At 57.8% G+C, this 16,191-nt stretch carries 14 protein-coding genes; 7 read left to right on the top strand and 7 right to left on the bottom strand.

Features of this window, described 5'->3' with window-relative positions; all coding sequences use genetic code 11:
* Window positions 1-94 precede the first annotated feature (94 nt).
* Together ACO0LO_RS10750 and ACO0LO_RS10745 are read right to left on the bottom strand one after the other, a co-directional pair.
* The gene (locus ACO0LO_RS10750; protein ID WP_422964222.1) at window positions 95-943 is read right to left on the bottom strand and encodes a 2OG-Fe(II) oxygenase family protein; all 849 of its coding nucleotides are present in this window, start codon (window positions 941-943) and stop codon (window positions 95-97) included.
* 3 nt (window positions 944-946) lie between these two features.
* Window positions 947-1,900: a nucleoside hydrolase gene (locus ACO0LO_RS10745; protein WP_422964221.1), complete on the bottom strand. Its 954-nt coding sequence runs from the start codon at window positions 1,898-1,900 to the stop codon at window positions 947-949.
* Window positions 1,901-2,290: 390 nt separating this feature from the next.
* Here ACO0LO_RS10745 and ACO0LO_RS10740 point away from each other — a divergent pair, with 390 nt between their 5' ends.
* The gene (locus ACO0LO_RS10740) at window positions 2,291-3,310 is read left to right on the top strand and encodes a LacI family DNA-binding transcriptional regulator (RefSeq protein WP_422964220.1); all 1,020 of its coding nucleotides are present in this window, start codon (window positions 2,291-2,293) and stop codon (window positions 3,308-3,310) included.
* Between the two features lie 76 nt (window positions 3,311-3,386).
* On the opposite strand, the gene ACO0LO_RS10735 is transcribed toward ACO0LO_RS10740, so the two are convergent.
* Window positions 3,387-4,784: an amidohydrolase family protein gene (locus ACO0LO_RS10735; RefSeq protein ID WP_422964219.1), complete on the bottom strand. Its 1,398-nt coding sequence runs from the start codon at window positions 4,782-4,784 to the stop codon at window positions 3,387-3,389.
* Between the two features lie 303 nt (window positions 4,785-5,087).
* Here ACO0LO_RS10735 and ACO0LO_RS10730 point away from each other — a divergent pair, with 303 nt between their 5' ends.
* On the top strand, window positions 5,088-7,331 hold the full coding sequence (locus tag ACO0LO_RS10730; RefSeq protein ID WP_422964218.1) for a TonB-dependent receptor: 2,244 nt from the start codon (window positions 5,088-5,090) through the stop codon (window positions 7,329-7,331).
* A gap of 118 nt (window positions 7,332-7,449) precedes the next feature.
* Here ACO0LO_RS10730 and ACO0LO_RS10725 read toward each other — a convergent pair whose 3' ends face one another.
* The 3 genes from ACO0LO_RS10725 to ACO0LO_RS10715 are packed head-to-tail and all read right to left on the bottom strand — an operon-like array spanning window position 7,450 to window position 9,800.
* Window positions 7,450-8,700 carry a beta-ketoacyl-[acyl-carrier-protein] synthase family protein gene (locus ACO0LO_RS10725; RefSeq protein ID WP_422964217.1) on the bottom strand — a complete coding sequence of 417 codons (1,251 nt, stop codon included), beginning with the start codon at window positions 8,698-8,700 and terminating at the stop codon, window positions 7,450-7,452.
* Window positions 8,697-8,942 (bottom strand): phosphopantetheine-binding protein, encoded by a 246-nt coding sequence (locus tag ACO0LO_RS10720; RefSeq protein ID WP_422964216.1) that lies wholly within the window; start codon window positions 8,940-8,942, stop codon window positions 8,697-8,699. The genes ACO0LO_RS10725 and ACO0LO_RS10720 overlap by 4 nt, the downstream gene beginning before the upstream one ends.
* Before the next feature lie 27 nt (window positions 8,943-8,969).
* On the bottom strand, window positions 8,970-9,800 hold the full coding sequence (locus tag ACO0LO_RS10715) for an alpha/beta hydrolase (RefSeq protein ID WP_422964215.1): 831 nt from the start codon (window positions 9,798-9,800) through the stop codon (window positions 8,970-8,972).
* Window positions 9,801-10,167: 367 nt separating this feature from the next.
* Here ACO0LO_RS10715 and ACO0LO_RS10710 point away from each other — a divergent pair, with 367 nt between their 5' ends.
* Entirely contained in the window at window positions 10,168-10,932 is a 765-nt protein-coding gene (locus ACO0LO_RS10710) for a MipA/OmpV family protein (RefSeq protein WP_422964214.1), read from the top strand.
* A 211-nt stretch (window positions 10,933-11,143) separates the two neighbouring features.
* Window positions 11,144-12,286 carry a sterol desaturase family protein gene (locus ACO0LO_RS10705; RefSeq protein WP_422964213.1) on the top strand — a complete coding sequence of 381 codons (1,143 nt, stop codon included), beginning with the start codon at window positions 11,144-11,146 and terminating at the stop codon, window positions 12,284-12,286.
* A gap of 312 nt (window positions 12,287-12,598) precedes the next feature.
* Here ACO0LO_RS10705 and ACO0LO_RS10700 read toward each other — a convergent pair whose 3' ends face one another.
* Window positions 12,599-13,381, bottom strand: a complete 783-nt coding sequence (locus ACO0LO_RS10700) for an IclR family transcriptional regulator domain-containing protein (protein ID WP_422964212.1) — start codon at window positions 13,379-13,381, stop codon at window positions 12,599-12,601.
* A gap of 198 nt (window positions 13,382-13,579) precedes the next feature.
* On the opposite strand from ACO0LO_RS10700, the gene ACO0LO_RS10695 reads away from it, so the two are divergent.
* From ACO0LO_RS10695 to ACO0LO_RS10685, 3 genes are read left to right on the top strand one after another with little or no spacing between them, the layout of a single operon-like run.
* Window positions 13,580-14,341 carry an alpha/beta fold hydrolase gene (locus tag ACO0LO_RS10695; protein ID WP_422964211.1) on the top strand — a complete coding sequence of 254 codons (762 nt, stop codon included), beginning with the start codon at window positions 13,580-13,582 and terminating at the stop codon, window positions 14,339-14,341.
* Window positions 14,342-14,351: 10 nt separating this feature from the next.
* Window positions 14,352-14,795 (top strand): hypothetical protein, encoded by a 444-nt coding sequence (locus ACO0LO_RS10690; RefSeq protein WP_422964210.1) that lies wholly within the window; start codon window positions 14,352-14,354, stop codon window positions 14,793-14,795.
* A 54-nt stretch (window positions 14,796-14,849) separates the two neighbouring features.
* Window positions 14,850-16,187, top strand: a complete 1,338-nt coding sequence (locus ACO0LO_RS10685) for an MFS transporter (RefSeq protein ID WP_422964209.1) — start codon at window positions 14,850-14,852, stop codon at window positions 16,185-16,187.
* Window positions 16,188-16,191 lie beyond the last annotated feature (4 nt).

The following is a 16,191-nucleotide window of genomic DNA, read 5'->3' as shown; positions in this document are numbered from 1 at the left end:
GCAACCCGCTGCGCGGCTGTCAATTTCTGCTCAGCTACCTGTAGCCGGCGACATCCGGCGCGAGTGAAGTGTCCACCCTTGGCCTGCACCGGTATCAAATTTTCTTCACGCCACGCAGTTCTTGCAGGCGTTCTTCCAGATACTGTCCGGCTAGGTAAGCGCCGGAGAGCCTGACCTCGTTTCTGGGCTGGATAAACAAGGGCAATGAGATGCGTGACTGCGTGCGGCCGGCGCCTGCCGGATTCTGTACGCGGTGCGTCGTCGAAGGATAATAGCCGGCGGATGCCTCTTGCAGCATGTCGCCTATATTCACCACCAGCATGCCAAAATCGCAGGGAACGTCATGCCAGTCGCCTTTGCCGTCCTTGACCTGGAGCCCGGGCTCGTTTGCTGCCGGCAGCAGCGTGATCAGATTGATGTCTTCATGCGCGGCTGCGCGCAGGGCGCCTGGCGTCTCCTCTCCTTGCAGCGGCGGATAGCGCAATACACGCAACAGGGTAGAAGGGTTGCCGGTGATCATCTGCGACAGGGGCATGCTGAAAAGCGCGCTGACATCAGCCGGCGTTTCCTGGTCTATCCATTGCAGCAATTTCGCCCCCAGTGCTCCTGCCAAATCATAGTAGTCTAGCGCTGCCGGTGATACTTCGGCGGGATATTTTCCCCACGGGTAAATATGGAAAAATTCCTTCAAGTCGCGCTGCGTGCCGCCCTTGGCCGTTTCGGACACCGCGGTAGAAAAAAAGCCATCGTGGGTTTTGCCGTCTACTGCATAGGCGTGCTTGGCGTCGCTGCCGAAGAAACCCAGCCACTCGCGGTAGATGCGCTCAATGCTCTCCTGCGGTATAGGGTGGTGGGTCAGTACGGCGAAACCGGTCTGCCGCAACGATTCAACGAAACGTGCAGGCGCATCCGGCACGCGATAATCGACTACCTGGACATCCATGGGCTACTCCTTGGTTAGGGAACACAGCACGCACCGGTACAGTTCCAGCAAGCGTGGCGAATCGACGCTGCGGCATACCTGCAGTGAAGGCCTTTCGCCCCAGGCGCCAGGTCTGGACTGTATGGTGTGGCCGACGGCAAAGCCGTCGGTCACTACGCGGACCGGGCCGCTGCTGGTGCTGAACAGCGTTGGGTCGATGGCGTAGGCCACTGCCGATGAGTCGTGTACGTAAAATCCGTCCGCCACACCCATCGTGCGGTGGAAATTTTCGTATGCGCGGGAGATGTCCCAGATAAATTGCCCGGTCTCGCCTGCTTCTTCTGCCAATCGCTGCAAATAGGCGTTGCTCATCATCGTCTGCTGGGTCACGTCAAGGCCGACCACGGTAACGGGCCATGCTGCGCCAAACACTTCTTCAGCGGCGAGCGGATCGCCGATGATGTTCGCTTCCGCCAGCGGCGTGACATTGCCGGTGTGGCCGTGCGTGCCGAATGCACCGCCCATCACGATCAACTCCTTGAGCAGATGAGCGATGTCCGGTGCTTCGCGCAGGGCCAGCGCCAGGTTTGTCAGGCGTGCTACTGCAATCAGCGTGATCTGGTGCGGATACTGCCTGATCATCTGGATCAGGAATTGATGGGCCGGCAGTTCATGTACCTGGCCTGCAATGGCATCTGGCATTGGGATATCGCCCAACGCATTTTCACCGTGCACCCAGGTGGGTGGCGCAGAGGCCTCGCCTTCCAGCGGGCGGCTTGCACCCTGTGCGACGGGCACACCAAGCTTGAAGCGCTCATTCAGGTACAAGGCATTGCGCGTTGTCGCCTCGATATATCCGTTGCCTATGGCGGTAGTGATACCCACCAGTTCCAGTTCCGGCGCCCTGGCCAGAAAGAGCAGGGCCATCGCATCGTCAATCCCGGGGTCCGTATCGAAGATGACTTTTTGTGTGTGCATGGTATTGGACTCAAAGGTAAAAGACCCGCGCTTCGCAAGGAATGACGCAATCCGTACATCAAAACACTGCGTCGCTCAGCATTGGTTAAACGTTTAACATAGATGCGTTCATTAAACATGAAACCTGCGCAAAGTGTCAATCGCCTTCTTTTAAAATCCGCTTATCTTGCGGCGATATAGTGGCGCGCGGTAGCGATGGAATGGTGCAAAGGCCGGCGCCGTTCATGCCTGTCACATCTGCAATTGCCCTATAAAAGCGGAACTCAAAATGTTGCGCTGCAAGCCCGGTATTACGCGGTGCTTCAGGGGTCGTATGCTAGACTGCACGCGTGGTAGCAACGGCAAGCGCCCTTTGTCGCCGCATCCCTTTTCTTTTTTTTCTCTGCGCTTATGGCCGAATACACTAGCGTGACGTTGAAAGACGTTGCAACCGAGGCGAATATTTCCATCGCGACGGTGTCGCATTACCTGAACAAGACCAAGCCGGTGGGCGAGGAGACCGGGCAGCGCATACAGTTTGCGATAGACCGCCTCGGCTATCAGCGTGATTCGCTGGCGGCGTGGTTCAAGACTTCGCGCGCGCCGCTGGTCATCCTGGCGGTGGCGGTTGCCGAAACGTCGTTCTTTTCGGATATTGCCGAAACTATCGAAGATATCTGCGAAGGCCATGGACTGACAGTGTTCCGCGTACAGATCAAAACGCTGGAGAAAATGCGGCAAGGCAATTCGATGTCGGCCTTCCTGCGCCGCGCTACCGGCATTATCCTGCTCGGGCACTCGGAACAATGGATAGAGGACCCGGAGAGCATGGCTGCCAAGACGCCGATGGTGTTCCTGAACTGGGACGTACTGTCCGGTTTCGGGCAGCAGGGTTTGATCGACCATCTGGCCGACGGTAGCCACAAAGCCATGGAGTTCCTGGCGGAGCGTGGCCATCGCGATATCGGTCTGGTGACAGGACCGCTGTCCATGCCGCGCGGTGAGGAGCTGATGTCGGGTGTGACCCGCTTTACCGCTGCGAACGGGTTAAAGATCAAGCCGCGCTGGAAGCTGGAAACTACTTATGCCTTCCAGGACGCACATGACAAGGCGTATGCGATGCTGTCCTCAGGGCCGCGCCCCACGGCGATCCTGACTTTCGGCCTGCAGTTCGCCTTTGCCGTATTGCAGGCGGCATCGCGGCTGAACATACGGGTGCCTGAAGAGCTGTCGGTGATCAGCTACATCGATGCCAGGCAGGCCGAGTTCAGCAGCCCGCCGCTGACGACGATATCGCCGTCCATACCGCAACTGGCAGCGCACGTGGTGGACCAGCTGATGCATCTGGTTAACAGCGATCATCCCGAACCATCTACCGTTCTGGAGCTGATCGTCAAGGACCGCGGCAGCGTGCGCGATCTGCGCCAGTAGTCGCGGCCATTGCCTGATCGCCGTATAGCTAAATGGTTTGCAGCCTTTAGCCTTACAGCCCTATAGGCCTATAGCTCTACAGCCGGTAAAGCCCTTCTTCTTCACTTTCGTCGCCCCGCTGCACGCCGACGCCGTTTTTCTTCAGCCATTCGCTGCGGCGGGCAAACAGGCCTGGCGTCACCGCATTTGCCTGGTCGATCAGCGCGCGCATGCTGGCTGTCACCAGCTTGCCGTTGTCGACGCAGATTTTGCCGTTGACCATCGTCAGGTCCACGTCGCCTCCCTGCACGGCATGTACCAGATTGTGGTGCAGGTTGAGGAAGTCGCCGGTGAGTAGGGGTGTCATGCGGGCAGTATCGGTACGCACGGCGATCAGGTCGGCGGCCTTGCCCACTTCCAGCGAACCGATTTCATGCTCCAGCCCCAGCGCGCGGGCGCCGCTAATCGTCGCCATTTTGCAGATCGACCACGCGTCCAGTGCCTGCGCATCCAATGCGGAGAATTTTGCCAGCAGCGACGACACTTTCATCTCCTCGAACATGTCGAGGTTGTTGTTTTCTTTTTCGCCATCCGTCCCCAGGCCCACGGCAATGCCGGCCGCTAGCAGTGCGGTAACAGGCGCCGCGCCGCTGGCCAGTTTCATATTGCTGACCGGGTTATGCGCGACGCTGACACAATGCGCGCGCAGCAGTGCGATTTCGTTTTCGGACAGCCACACGCAGTGCGCGAGCATCACCTTGTGTGCATTCAGCAGGCCGAATTTTTCCAGTGCCTCCACCGGGCGCATCTGGTAGCGGCGCTGAGTTTCCTCTACATCGAAGCGGCTTTCGTTACTGTGGGTGTGTAAGCCTACCTGGTATTCATGCGTCATCCGCACGGCACGGTCCCAGGCCTTGGGCACCGCATAGAACATGTGCTCCAGCCCGACCCACACGTGGATGCGTCCGTCCGCCTTGCCATGCCATTGGCGCAGCATGTGCTCGTTGGTGGCCAGGGTTTCGAAGTAGTCGTGCTCGGGGTGTTCCGCGACATACGGCACTAGCACTGCGCGTATGCCAAGCTGCTCGGCTGCTCGCGCGGAGCCGTCCATATAGCGCCACATGTCGACGATGGTGGTCGTACCGGAGAGCAGGGCCTCTGCATAGCATAGCCATGAAGCGGCTTCTGCCTCTCCAGGCTGCAGCACGCGGTGCATAGGGTCAATATACTGCTGCAGCCAGGCCCAGACCGGCAGGCCTTCCGCGGTCCCCCTGAGCAGACCCGAGTGGCAATGGGTGTTCACCAGGCCGGGCATCAGCAGGCGATCTTTCATGATACGGGTAGGTACATCGGAGTGCAGGTGGCGCAATGCATCCGCAGCGCCGACTGCTGCGATGCGGCCGGCGGCATCCACGAGCACGGCGCCGTTTTCAATGACGGCGTTGTCGTCTGTCATCGGGATGACGTAGTCTGCGCACAAGAGAAGAGAGCTCATCGGTATCGTCCTTTAAGGGGTGCAGCGGTTGCCTATTTTCTCATCCTGAAAGCGCTGCTGCCAAAAAACAACAAGCAATTTCTTGCTAAGGTTAAACGTTTAACATAGTATCCAAAAAATACCTTAAACGAAATAAATAATTAAGGAGGAGGCAGGAATTCTCAACGCTGTGGTGAAAATCTCAGCGATGGAAGCCTGCGCCGGCGGAGACGAAGTTTTTCAATTATTGCCTGCATCACAAGAATACGACTGAAAAAATACGATTGAATTTTTTTATCACTTTGCTTTGATAGGGAATGGAAAATGGGGAAGAAATCGAGAGCACCGATCCGCACCGGCGCTGTAAAAAAAACTGCATTCGGCCTTGCAGTGTTGTTGCCTCTGGGCGCCGCATGGGCGCAGGAAGCGCCCGTGTCCAAGCCTGCACCGGTTGCCGCGGAAGCCAGCACCGAGCTGGAAACGGTTATTGTGACTGCGCAGCGACGCAGTGAAAACATCAGGGATGTGCCGCTGTCCGTCACATCGATCAATGCGGACAAGCTGGAAACCTTTACGGCCAGCGGGCAGGATATCCGGGTGCTGGCAGCCCGCATTCCCAGCCTGAACATAGAATCGTCAACAGGCCGGGTATCGCCGCGATTTTATATCCGCGGTTACGGCAATACGGACTTTTCAGCGTTCGCTTCCCAGCCGGTATCCCTGATCATGGATGACGTGGTGCAGGAAAACGTCGTCCTCAAGGGTGTGCCCATGTTCGATATCGAGAATGTCGAAGTGCTGCGCGGTCCGCAGGGAACGCTGTTTGGCCGCAATACGCCGGCCGGCGTGGTCAAGTTTGAATCGGCCAAGCCCGGTTTCGACGGCGTCTACGGCTATTACAGCTTGTCCGACGCCAGCCACAACACGGCGATTGCTGAAGGCGCTGTCAACGTGCCGTTGAACGACCAGTGGGCAATGCGTTTTTCCGGCCAGATGCAGCACCGCGACAAATGGGTGGAAAACACCGGCAACACGCAAGGCAATCTTGACGGCTATGAAGAGCGCGCCGCGCGCCTGCAGCTGCTGTACAAGCCCAGCACGACCTTCAACGCACTGTTCAACTTGCATGCCCGTGGCACGGAAGGCAGTTCCCGTCTGTTTCGAGCCAACCTGCTGGCAACAGGCAGCAACGACATCGTTCCCGGCTATAGCCCCGGCACTATCAGCATCAACGGTCACAACACGCAAAACCTGCACTCGGACGGTGGTAGCGTGCGGCTGAACTGGGACCTGGACGGCGTCAGCCTGCACTCCATCACCGGCTATGAACACGTCTCCAGCTTCTTTTCTCGTGGCGATATTGACGGCGGTACGCCCGGCGGGCCTGGATTCATTCCGTTCCAGGTAGAAACGGCTTCCTCCGTGCCTAGCCTCAAGCAATTCACGCAAGAAATCCGGCTGGAGTCGAAAAATACCGGTCCGTTGAACTGGCAGACCGGCCTGTATTATTTTAATGAAAATGCGGTGGCCGATTCCTATGGCTATGATACCGTCACCGAGGCGCAGAACAGCCTGCTGCGCAACCGCCAGAAGAATGAAGCGGTTGCCGCCTTCGGCTCGCTCAGCTACGACGTAACGGACCGTTTCAAGCTTCGCGGCGGTCTGCGGTATACGCGCGACAAGAAGGATTTCTCAACCGAGATCCAGGACAATGTCAGCTTCACCGGTCCCGGCGGCGTCAGCGAATCCAAATCCAAGGTCAACTGGGACGTCAGCGCCAACTATGCGATAACCAAGGATGTCGGCGCCTACGCACGCGTAGCGACCGGCTTCCGCGCTCCTAGTATCGCCGCGCCGTCTCAGGCCGCGCCGATCACGGTGGCGGATGCAGAGACGGTGACATCCTACGAGGCCGGCATCAAGTCCGACCTGCTGGACCGCCGCGTGCGGCTCAATGTCAGTGTGTATTCGTTTGATGTGAAGAACCAGCAGTTGTCGGCAGTGGGGGGAGGCGGCAATACGATCACGCTGATCAACGCCAAGAAAACAGCTGGCCGCGGGGTAGAGGCAGACCTGGAGGCGCGCATCACGCCGAACCTTCGCATGAGTTTTGGCGGTAGCTACAACTTCACGAAGATCGAAGATCCCAATCTGTACACGGCAGGCTGCGGCGCGCCGTGCACAATGCTGGATCCGGTCAACGCCAACGGCTATTACCTGATAGACGGCAATCCGCTGCCGCAGGCGCCGAGGTGGATTGCCAACGCGACAGCGCTATACAGGATACCGCTGGCAAACTACAACGAAGTCTATTTCTCCACCGACTGGTCCTATCGCAGCAAAATCAACCTGTTCCTGTACGAATCCAAGGAGTTCACCGGCAAGCCCCTGCTGGACGGCGGCCTGCGCGTGGGCTACAAATGGGATAGCGGTAAATATGAACTGGCCGGCTTCGTACGCAATGTGCTGAACAAGCAGGTTGTCACAGGGGCCATCGACTTTGATAACCTGACCGGGTTTACCAATGATCCTCGCCTGTTCGGCGTACAGTTCCGCAGCAATTTTTAGATGCCTGTTGTGCCGTAGAAAAATAAAACGCCCGGTAGCTGAACAGAGACCGGGCGTTTTTGTATATGGCGTACATTTGGGATATATATGCCATTGCGGCGAAGCTGCTGCTAGGCTGTTAGGCCACAAATTCCTTGATGATCAGCGCAGCATTGCTGCCGCCGAATGCAAATGAATTGGACATCGCTGCACGGATTGCCTGATCTGTACGCGCCTGCAGTGCAACGAAGTCCAGATCGAATTCCGGATCCGGATCGTCAAGGAAAGCGGTTGGCGGGATTGACTGGTTTCGCAGTGCCTGTATCGTCAGCACAAATTCCAGTGCGCCGGCAGCGCCCAGAGTATGGCCATGCAGCGCCTTGGTGGAACTGACCAGAGGTGCCTGTGTGCCTGTGCCGAATACCTGCTGGATGGATGCTGCCTCGGCCTGGTCGCCGGCGGCAGTGCCGGCCGCATGGGCATTGATGTAGCCGATATCGCCGGAACGCAGGCCGGCGTCCGCAAGGGCGGCACGCATCGCGCGCGCCTGTCCTGCAGCGTCCGGCTTGGTGATATGGGCGGCATCGTTGCTGGCGCCGTAACCGGCGAGCTCCGCCAGGATGATGGCGCCGCGTGCCTGGGCCGAAGACAGTGATTCGAGCATGACGGCTGCCCCCGCTTCGCCCAGCACCAGGCCGTTGCGCTGTGCAGAGAAGGGCTGGCAGGAACGTTCTGGGTGTGCTGCATTGGCAGGAGCCAGTACGCGCAGTGCATCCCAGGCGGTGACGACGCCATAGGTCAGCAGTGCTTCTGCGCCGCCGGCCAGCACGCGTTCGGCATAGCCGTGGCGTATGTGGCGGAAGGCCTCGCCTATTGCCTGCGCCGATGATACGCAGGCGCTGCTGTAGGTGTTGACCGTGCCGCCGAAGCCGGCGCGCATGGCGATCTGCGCTGCCGCTGAGTTATTCATGGTGGCAACGATGGACATGGGACGCACACGTTCCTTGCCTTCGACGAACAGGTCCACGTAGCCGGTTTCCACCGTCTGCGCGCCGCCCATGCCGGTTCCCCAGAACACGCCGCTGCTTTCCAGCAGCGCGGCATTGTTCGCCTGGTCGCCGAGACCGGCCTGCTGCAATGCTTCGCTGGCGGCGGCCCAGGCAAGCAGCGCCACACGATCGAACTGCGGCAGTTCCGTCTTCTTGACAAGATCCGGCAGGGGGAATTTGATCTGGGCCGCGACGTGGCCTTGCAGCTGGCGCAGGTCGGGCAGTGACAGGAAATCTATGCCGGACAGGCCGGCCAGCGCGTGGGAAAAATTGGTATCGGCGCCAAGTCCGAGGGCGGAGACGGCCCCCAGCCCGGTAATGACCACGCGCTCCAGGCTCATCCCTGCGCGGCCTTCTGGCTGACGTAGCGGTCGATGAAATCGGCAATGTCCTGCACCACGACGAGGTCGGGACGCTCATCGCCGAGCTTGACGCCGAATTCGTCTTCCAGGTCGAAGATCAGTTCGATGACCGTCAGCGAATCCGCGCCCAGCGTCTGGAGTTCGGTGGTCGGCTGGATGGTGTCGATCTGTACGTCGAGCCGCTCGGCCAGTAATTTGGCAACTGTAGGAAAAGAAGTCATAAGTGAATTAGCAATAAATAATGTAGATCAGGCACTCATCAGCTTGAGTCTGGAAGACTGCGAGTGCTGGTTGAAAAAGTCAACCGTTTCGGCTGCGACCTTTTCCTTTTCGTTGTCCAGGGTGATGATGTGGTAGCTATCGTGCAAGATGATTTTTTTCTTGATCGGCGAGCTGATGCGGCTCTCGACCATGTCGGCGCTTTTGGGGCTGGCGACATCGTCCTCTTCCGCATGAATGATCAGCGATGGCGCGGTCACGTCCTGCAGCCGGCGCCTGACCTGCTTGATCAGCCGGTGCGCCTGGAAGATGCCTTCGGCGGACAGCTTGGAAGCACCTGCTGCCGATGAACTTGTGACCTGCATTTCCCTGGCGATCCAGGCACGCAGGTTGGCGTTTTTGAGGCCGTAAGGATAACGCTCCTTATACGAATACAGGTAGCGAGCCGGCGTGTAATAGGCCAGTGGCAGCAGGAAGCGGTATTTCGGGATGCTCCAGCCGTCGTAGGACAGCGTGGTGGCCAGCAGCGATAGCGCCGATATTTCATCGCCACGATCCATCGCCAGGCGCAGTGCAAGCACGGCGCCTATGCACAGTCCGGTGACCGACACGCTGGCGTGAGTACGCTTCAGCGCATCAAACTGGCGCTGCACTTCGGCATACCAGTCTTCGCTGCGTGTCGACCGGTAGGATTTTCCTTGTCCGCTGGAGTAGCCGTAGCCGGGAATCAGAGGTATGACCACGCTGTACCCCGCGCGCTGTAACTTCTTGCCGACAAACTGCATTTCCAATGGATTGCCCAGCAGTCCATGCAGCGCCAACACTGCATGCTGCCCGCCGGGCATTTCAATTGTTTTCATTCATGTTCCCCAACCTGGTGTGTCTATGTCACCCTCAGGTTACTATCTTATTCTTAATTTATACTTAATTTGGCTACTGTAGGCCGCAACGGCTACCGCTTTATTGGTGCGTGTATGCAGTTGCTGCGGCAAACCTGATGCGTGTACGCAATTGCTTGCTGCGGCAAACAGTTTAGACTGATTGCAGGATGGGCTCAAGCTTATTCCGATGTGCAGTCTTGGCATCATGATAACCGATAAGCTTAATATATTTGGACTTGGCCGGGTGCTCATAGAGTGACTTTGGAAAGTCCGACAGCCTTATCGCCGTACCCTTTCCGCTATAATCCTGTACTTGAATTTGGGCTGCGCCCAGGAAAGAAATCTGATGAAGCCCGGATGGACCAAATTTGCCTACGCTTTACCATTTTTAACATTATCCCCGCCCTTGCTGGCCCAGGAATCGCCCGCGGAAACCGCCCGCCTGATCGGCGACATCGGCGTGGGTGCCAATATTGCTCCTACGATAGCGCGCTCCTCGACGTCCAATACCAGTGCCGTCCCTTATGCGAACTTCGACTATGGCCGCCTTTTTGCGCGGATAGATACCTTCGGCGTCCGGCTGGTGCCGGCCGGCTACGGCAGCCTGGAACTGGTGGCCCGCTATATCGGGGACGGCTACACGCCGCTGCCGACAGCGCAGGGTGGGCTGGACCGGCGCAAATCGTCGTTGCCGATAGGGCTGGGGACCTTGCAGACGACGCCGCTGGGTGCGGTTTTCCTGAACGCCTTCCATGATGCAAACAAGTCCGGCGGCAACCTGGTGGACCTGATTTATGCAGCCGAATTTGATACCGGTCCTTTTGCGTTATATCCGCAAGCTGGCGCGGAATACCGTTCCAGCGCCTATGTGCGGTATTTTTACGGCGTTTCAGCGGCGGAATCTGCCAGGAGCGGGCTAGCTGTCTACCAACCGCGGGACGCGGTCAATACCTTTGTCGGGCTCTTCATCGAGGCCAAGGTCAGTGGCCATTGGTATGTCAATGCCAACCTGCGGCGCACGTGGCTGAACAATACGATCAGCGCCAGCCCACTCGTGGCCCGGCACGCGTCCAATTCCGCGTTGCTGTCGCTGAGCTATCGTTTCGAGTAGGCGGCACCTGGGCCAGCAATTGTCCGCTATGGTCCGCCATTCGCCGCAAGCCTAAACATCGTAAAATATGTGACGTGCAATGCGATGCCCATTTAATTTGGGTATGCGCCAAAGCATCTGAAAATGTATCCCCAGGCTTCACCGGATGTTGAAACCGGCTGTGCTTTTTGCTTGACCCTTTGCTTGACCTTTTTATCCGGATTCTGCAGGTATGGAAAAATTCATTGTTCTCATCTTTCCGCTATTTTCCATACTGATGTGCGTTGAATTCGCTTACGGCTGGTTCAGGCAGCGCAATACCTATCGCCTGAACGATGCACTCAGCAGTCTCAGCCAGGGCCTGATCAGCCAGCTGGTGGCGCTTGTCACCCAGCTGTTCCAGATCGGCCTGTATGCACTGGTATTCGATTACGTAGCACTGTTTCCGCATGCGCCGCTGTGGGAAACCTGGTATGGCTGGATTATTGCCGTTGTGATGTTCGATTTCTGCGACTACTGGCTGCATCGCTTTGGCCATGAATGCGCAGTGATGTGGGCGGCGCACATGGTGCACCACCAGAGCCAGGATTTTAATTTTTCGACGGCGCTGCGCCAGGAGAGCACGGTTGCCTTCATCGGCTGGATATTTTATCTGCCCATGGCTGTTGCCGGCGTGCCGCCGGAGCAGTTCGCCGTCGCCGGCCTCATTGTGCTGCTGTACCAGTTCTGGATACATACCGAACATATCGGCAAGCTGGGATGGTTCGACCGCGTGTTTTCGTCGCCGTCCAACCACCGTGTGCACCATGCCGTCAACGACCAGTACCTGGACAAAAACTATGGCGGCATGCTGGTGATCTGGGACCGGCTGTTCGGCACCTTTGCCGAAGAAAACGAAGCTTGCGTCTACGGAACGCGCAGCGCGCTGAGAAGCTGGGATCCCGTCTGGGCTATCTGCGCGGAATACTGGACTTTGTGGAATGTTGCGCGCCAGACGGAGCGCTGGCCCGACAAACTGCGCGTCTGGTTCAAGCCGCCCGGCTGGCGCCCCGCGGATTTCCTTGCCAGGTTTCCCGGCTCGCAGGATTTTGACCTGGACGAAGCGCGGCGCCTCTACAACCCGCCGCTGACACGCACGGCAGCGTATATCGCCGTTGCGCAATTCGTTCTCGCGGTGCTTGCTTCCGCTGCCTACCTGTGGTTTGCGGATGATTTTTCCTACGGCAGGTCTTTGCTGCTGACCGGCATGGTCATTTCGGGTTTCTGGGCACTGGGAGCCTATATGCAGGGGCGGCTGTCCTTACTGCAAATGGGCTTGATCGACTTGCTGGGCCTGGGTTGTGCAGGCTGGCTGCTGTGGCCCGGCTTGCATTGACAGATTTTACGAAGACCGGTGTCTTTTTACATTAACTGGGCCAACTGAAGTCTGATTTCCCTGATCTCCCTTATCCACCTCATCCACCCTATAGTTGCCATCATCAGCGCGAATGCGCAGCTGAAGAGGGCAATAAAAAGCAGGGGAGATGCAGGTCAAACAGCTATTCCGCTCGTCTCGATCACGCTGCAGAAGGGCTGAATGACCGTTATTGAGCCTTGTTTTTTTGATGAGAGGTCTGACCGCCGCGTGGTCAGCGCCGTTAAAAAGACGAGCGTTTACAGTATTGCTCCTGGGGTTTCCGAAGGCTCTTTATCGGGCTGCCAGTGCGGAGTTGATCTCAGCGGCCGCATGCTGCAGCAGGGGCAGGTGATGTTCTATCATCTGCTCACGGGTATTGCGGACGACATGGCAGGCAACATTCATCGCAGCGACGATTTTGCCGGACTTATCCCTGAGCGGGACGGCAATGGCGGCCAGACCGTACTCCAGCTCCTGGCTGACCAGCGAATACCCATTTTCCTCCGACGCTTGTATTGCCGACTGCAGCGTCGCCAGATCTCCGGCCGCATTGCTTGAATGCTTGATGAAATCGCTATCGGCCAGCGTCGAGGCCAGCCGGCCTGGTTCCAGGCTGCCCAGCAGGATGCGCCCGGTAGCCGTGGCCCAGGACGGCAGCCGCGTGCCTACTGCCAGGTTGATGGACATGATTTTCTTGGTGGAAGCACGTGCGATATACACGACGTCGCTACCATCCAGTACGCAGACCGAGCACGATTCCCCTGTTTTCTCCGCCACGTCAACCACATAGGGTTCGACGATATCAGGCAAAGCCTGCCCAGACAGATAGGCATATCCCAGCTTCATGATCTTGGGCGTTAGCCTGAACGTGCGACCGCTGGCCTGTACGTAGCCCAGATGAACCAGCGTGGACAGCAACCGGCGGCTGGCAGCCCGGCTGATCCCGGCAATCTCCGCAACTTCGGAAAGACTGAGCTCCGCGTGGTCAGCGTCGAAAGCGCAAATAACCGACAGGCCGCGCGCGAAGGCGTCGACAAAATTTTCTGAATCTGGGTTTGTTGCGGGTTCGCTCATCGTGAAAGTCGTTCTGGCTCAGGTGACGGACTCTAGCATGGCGGGTTTTTGACGGCAACTGGGTTGACTGCAAACCGCTATCTCACTAAAATTAATTAATAGCGAACGTGTGTTCGCTATACGAACAAAATAAAATGAGCGCTAATAATGTCAAATGAGAAATCTATTTCGTTCCCAACGCAATTGAGCGGAGACGTCTTGTACCGTGTAGCGGGCCCGAAAGATGCGCCGGTGCTGGTTTTTGGTAACGCGCTGGCAACCGGCATGGCGCTATGGGATGAGCAGGTAGCGGCACTCAGGAAAGATTTCCGGATATTTACCTTTGATTACCCCAGCCACGGTAGCCCTGCATGGCTGGGCGCCACGCTATTGAAGGGCTTTGCAGGCAAGGTTGCCGGGCTGCTGGATGCGCTGGAAATCGGCGACTACAGCTATTGCGGCATGTCCATGGGCGGTGCGATAGGCATGGAGCTTGCGGAAATGCACGCCGGCCGCATGCAAAAACTCATACTCAGCAATACCGCCTCCGAATTCGGCGCAGCCGATTTTTGGAACAGGCGCATCGCCACCGCGCATGAGAACGGCATGACTGCACTGTGGGAAAGTTCGCTGCAAAGATTTTTTACTGCCGCATTTGCAGAAGCCAATCCCGCCGTGGTGGGCTTTTCCCGGGAGCTATTCATGGCAACCGAGGCTGACGGCTATATCGCATGTTGCGCGGCCGTCCGCGACTTCCGCTTCAGTGACGCACGCCTGACTGCGTTGCAATTGCCGACATTGGTAATTGCCGGTAGCTACGACGCTGCAACACCCCCTGTCCAGGCAAAGCATCTCGCTGGCGCCATCCCGCATGCGCGTTACTGCGAGCTGCCGGTAGCCCACATGGGCAATCTGGGGGCGAGTGAAGAATTTACTGCCGTGCTTGGCGCATTCCTGCGCGAAGCCGGCGCCAACGCATAATGGAGTTGCAATGACAGACCACATCAGCAATCAGACGGATTCGCAAGAGAATCAGCAAATGGGCGGGCAGCAGAAGCGGTACATCCAAGAGGCATGCATGGGTGTGCTGGACCGCTTCATGGCGGCGCTGAACGCCTACGACGCAGGAGCCATGGATGCCACGATGCATTTCCCGCACCTGCGGTTTGCCGGCGGACAGATGAAGGTATATGAGGCTCCCGGTTCAAACCCGATGGACCTGTTTTACCGCCTGCGTACCGAAGACAGCTGGAAGTACAGCCGCTGGGATGAGCGCGAACTGATCCAGTTCAACAACAAGAAGGCGCATTACGCGTTGAGCTATACCAGGTACCGGGATGACGACAGTGTCATCGGCGTGTACGAGTCCCTGTACATACTGACCCTTGTCGAAGGCGTCTGGGGAATACAGGCACGCTCCAGCTTCGGGCCCTGAAGCGCGCGTGGAATAACGGCATTAATAGGCAGTACCATTGAAGGAGACAGTAGTATGCAAACCTCACAACAACAAAATATCTCACCGGACGAACAAAAGCTCTTTGCACGCATAGGCTGGCGCATCGTACCGTTCCTCTTCTTATGCTATGTGGTGGCGATGGTGGACCGGCTCAATGTCGGCTTCGCCAAACTGCAATTCATGGCAGACCTGCACATCAACGAAGCTGTGTACGGCGTGGCGGCAGGCTTTCTGTATCTGGGTTATATCCTGTTTGAAGTGCCCAGTAATTTGATGCTGCACAAACACGGCGTCAGGCCTACGCTCCTGCGCATCATGATCTTGTGGGGCATTTTTACGATGACGCTGGCCTTTGCGTCAAACAGCTACCAGTTCTACGCGTTGCGCTTTCTTGTCGGTGCAGCAGAGGCCGGATTTTTCCCTGGTGTGCTGCTGTATTTTACCTACTGGTTTCCGGACCGCATGCGCGGCCGCGTCACCAGCTTGTTCGTCATGGCGCTACCGGTGTCCGGTATCGTCGGCGGGCCGGCCGCCGCCTGGATCATGACAGATTTCGATGGCGCCTTCGGCCTGCGCGGCTGGCAGAGCCTGTTTATCCTGGAGGGCATCCCGGCGCTGGTGCTGGGGGTAATCGCTTACATCTACCTGGCCAACCGGCCTGAAGATGCTAACTGGCTGACAGCAGAAGAAAGACGCCTGGTTGCGCTGCGGGTTGATCCGGCAGGCACTCGGCAGGGACCGCGCGGTCCGAGCAAGATCATCGAAGCGATGAAGGACAAGACCATCTACAGCTTTGCACTGTGCTACTTCGCATTTTATTGCGTGGAAAACGCACTGCTGCTGTGGATACCTACGCTGCTGAAAAGTGTGGGTGTCGGCAGTTTGATGAACATAGGCTGGCTCAGCGGCGGCATTGCAGTCATGGCCACGCTGGGCATGCTCGCCGTCAGCTTCAGCTCCGACCATTTCGCGGAACGCCGCTGGCACGTGACCGGTTGCGGCATCGTTGCGGCAACGACGTTTATCCTGTTGCCGCTGGGCGCGCATAACATCGCCATCACGGTCTTGCTGCTGCTGGTATCCAGCGCCGCAGTATTCGGTTTTCTGGCGCTGTTCTGGACCATACCCAGCGCTTATTTCAAGGACCAGGCAGCCGCAGGCGGCATCGCGTTAATCAGTTCGGTGGGTGCGCTGGGCGGCACCTTCAGCCCCGCCTTCATAGGCTGGGTCAAGGAATCCACCGGCAGCTTCTACTATGCGCTGGGTACGCTGGGCGTTTTCTTCCTGCTGAGCTTGGTTCCGCTATACCTGACGATTACACGGTCCCAGCCGAAGCGGATGGAAGCGGGGCTGGCTGCGGAAAGTATCTGAGCCG

The sequence above is a fragment of the Undibacterium sp. TJN25 genome (genome assembly GCF_049339885.1).
GTDB lineage: Bacteria > Pseudomonadota > Gammaproteobacteria > Burkholderiales > Burkholderiaceae_D > Undibacterium.
Note: the sequence above shows the minus strand (reverse complement) of the source record. Positions and strands in the feature narration are given on the sequence as shown.

Bases quoted from the DNA above. Each gene is read 5' to 3' on its own strand.
- ACO0LO_RS10705 (WP_422964213.1), top strand. From the start codon at position 11,144: ATGGAAAAATTCATTGTTCTCATCTTTCCGCTATTTTCCATACTGATG.
- ACO0LO_RS10740 (WP_422964220.1), top strand. From the start codon at position 2,291: ATGGCCGAATACACTAGCGTGACGTTGAAAGACGTTGCAACCGAGGCG.
- ACO0LO_RS10735 (WP_422964219.1), bottom strand. From the start codon at position 4,784: ATGAGCTCTCTTCTCTTGTGCGCAGACTACGTCATCCCGATGACAGAC.
- ACO0LO_RS10750 (WP_422964222.1), bottom strand. From the start codon at position 943: ATGGATGTCCAGGTAGTCGATTATCGCGTGCCGGATGCGCCTGCACGT.
- ACO0LO_RS10700 (WP_422964212.1), bottom strand. From the start codon at position 13,381: ATGAGCGAACCCGCAACAAACCCAGATTCAGAAAATTTTGTCGACGCC.
- ACO0LO_RS10685 (WP_422964209.1), top strand. From the start codon at position 14,850: ATGCAAACCTCACAACAACAAAATATCTCACCGGACGAACAAAAGCTC.
- ACO0LO_RS10730 (WP_422964218.1), top strand. From the start codon at position 5,088: ATGGGGAAGAAATCGAGAGCACCGATCCGCACCGGCGCTGTAAAAAAA.
- ACO0LO_RS10745 (WP_422964221.1), bottom strand. From the start codon at position 1,900: ATGCACACACAAAAAGTCATCTTCGATACGGACCCCGGGATTGACGAT.
- ACO0LO_RS10690 (WP_422964210.1), top strand. From the start codon at position 14,352: ATGACAGACCACATCAGCAATCAGACGGATTCGCAAGAGAATCAGCAA.
- ACO0LO_RS10715 (WP_422964215.1), bottom strand. From the start codon at position 9,800: ATGAAAACAATTGAAATGCCCGGCGGGCAGCATGCAGTGTTGGCGCTG.
- ACO0LO_RS10725 (WP_422964217.1), bottom strand. From the start codon at position 8,700: ATGAGCCTGGAGCGCGTGGTCATTACCGGGCTGGGGGCCGTCTCCGCC.
- ACO0LO_RS10720 (WP_422964216.1), bottom strand. From the start codon at position 8,942: ATGACTTCTTTTCCTACAGTTGCCAAATTACTGGCCGAGCGGCTCGAC.
- ACO0LO_RS10710 (WP_422964214.1), top strand. From the start codon at position 10,168: ATGAAGCCCGGATGGACCAAATTTGCCTACGCTTTACCATTTTTAACA.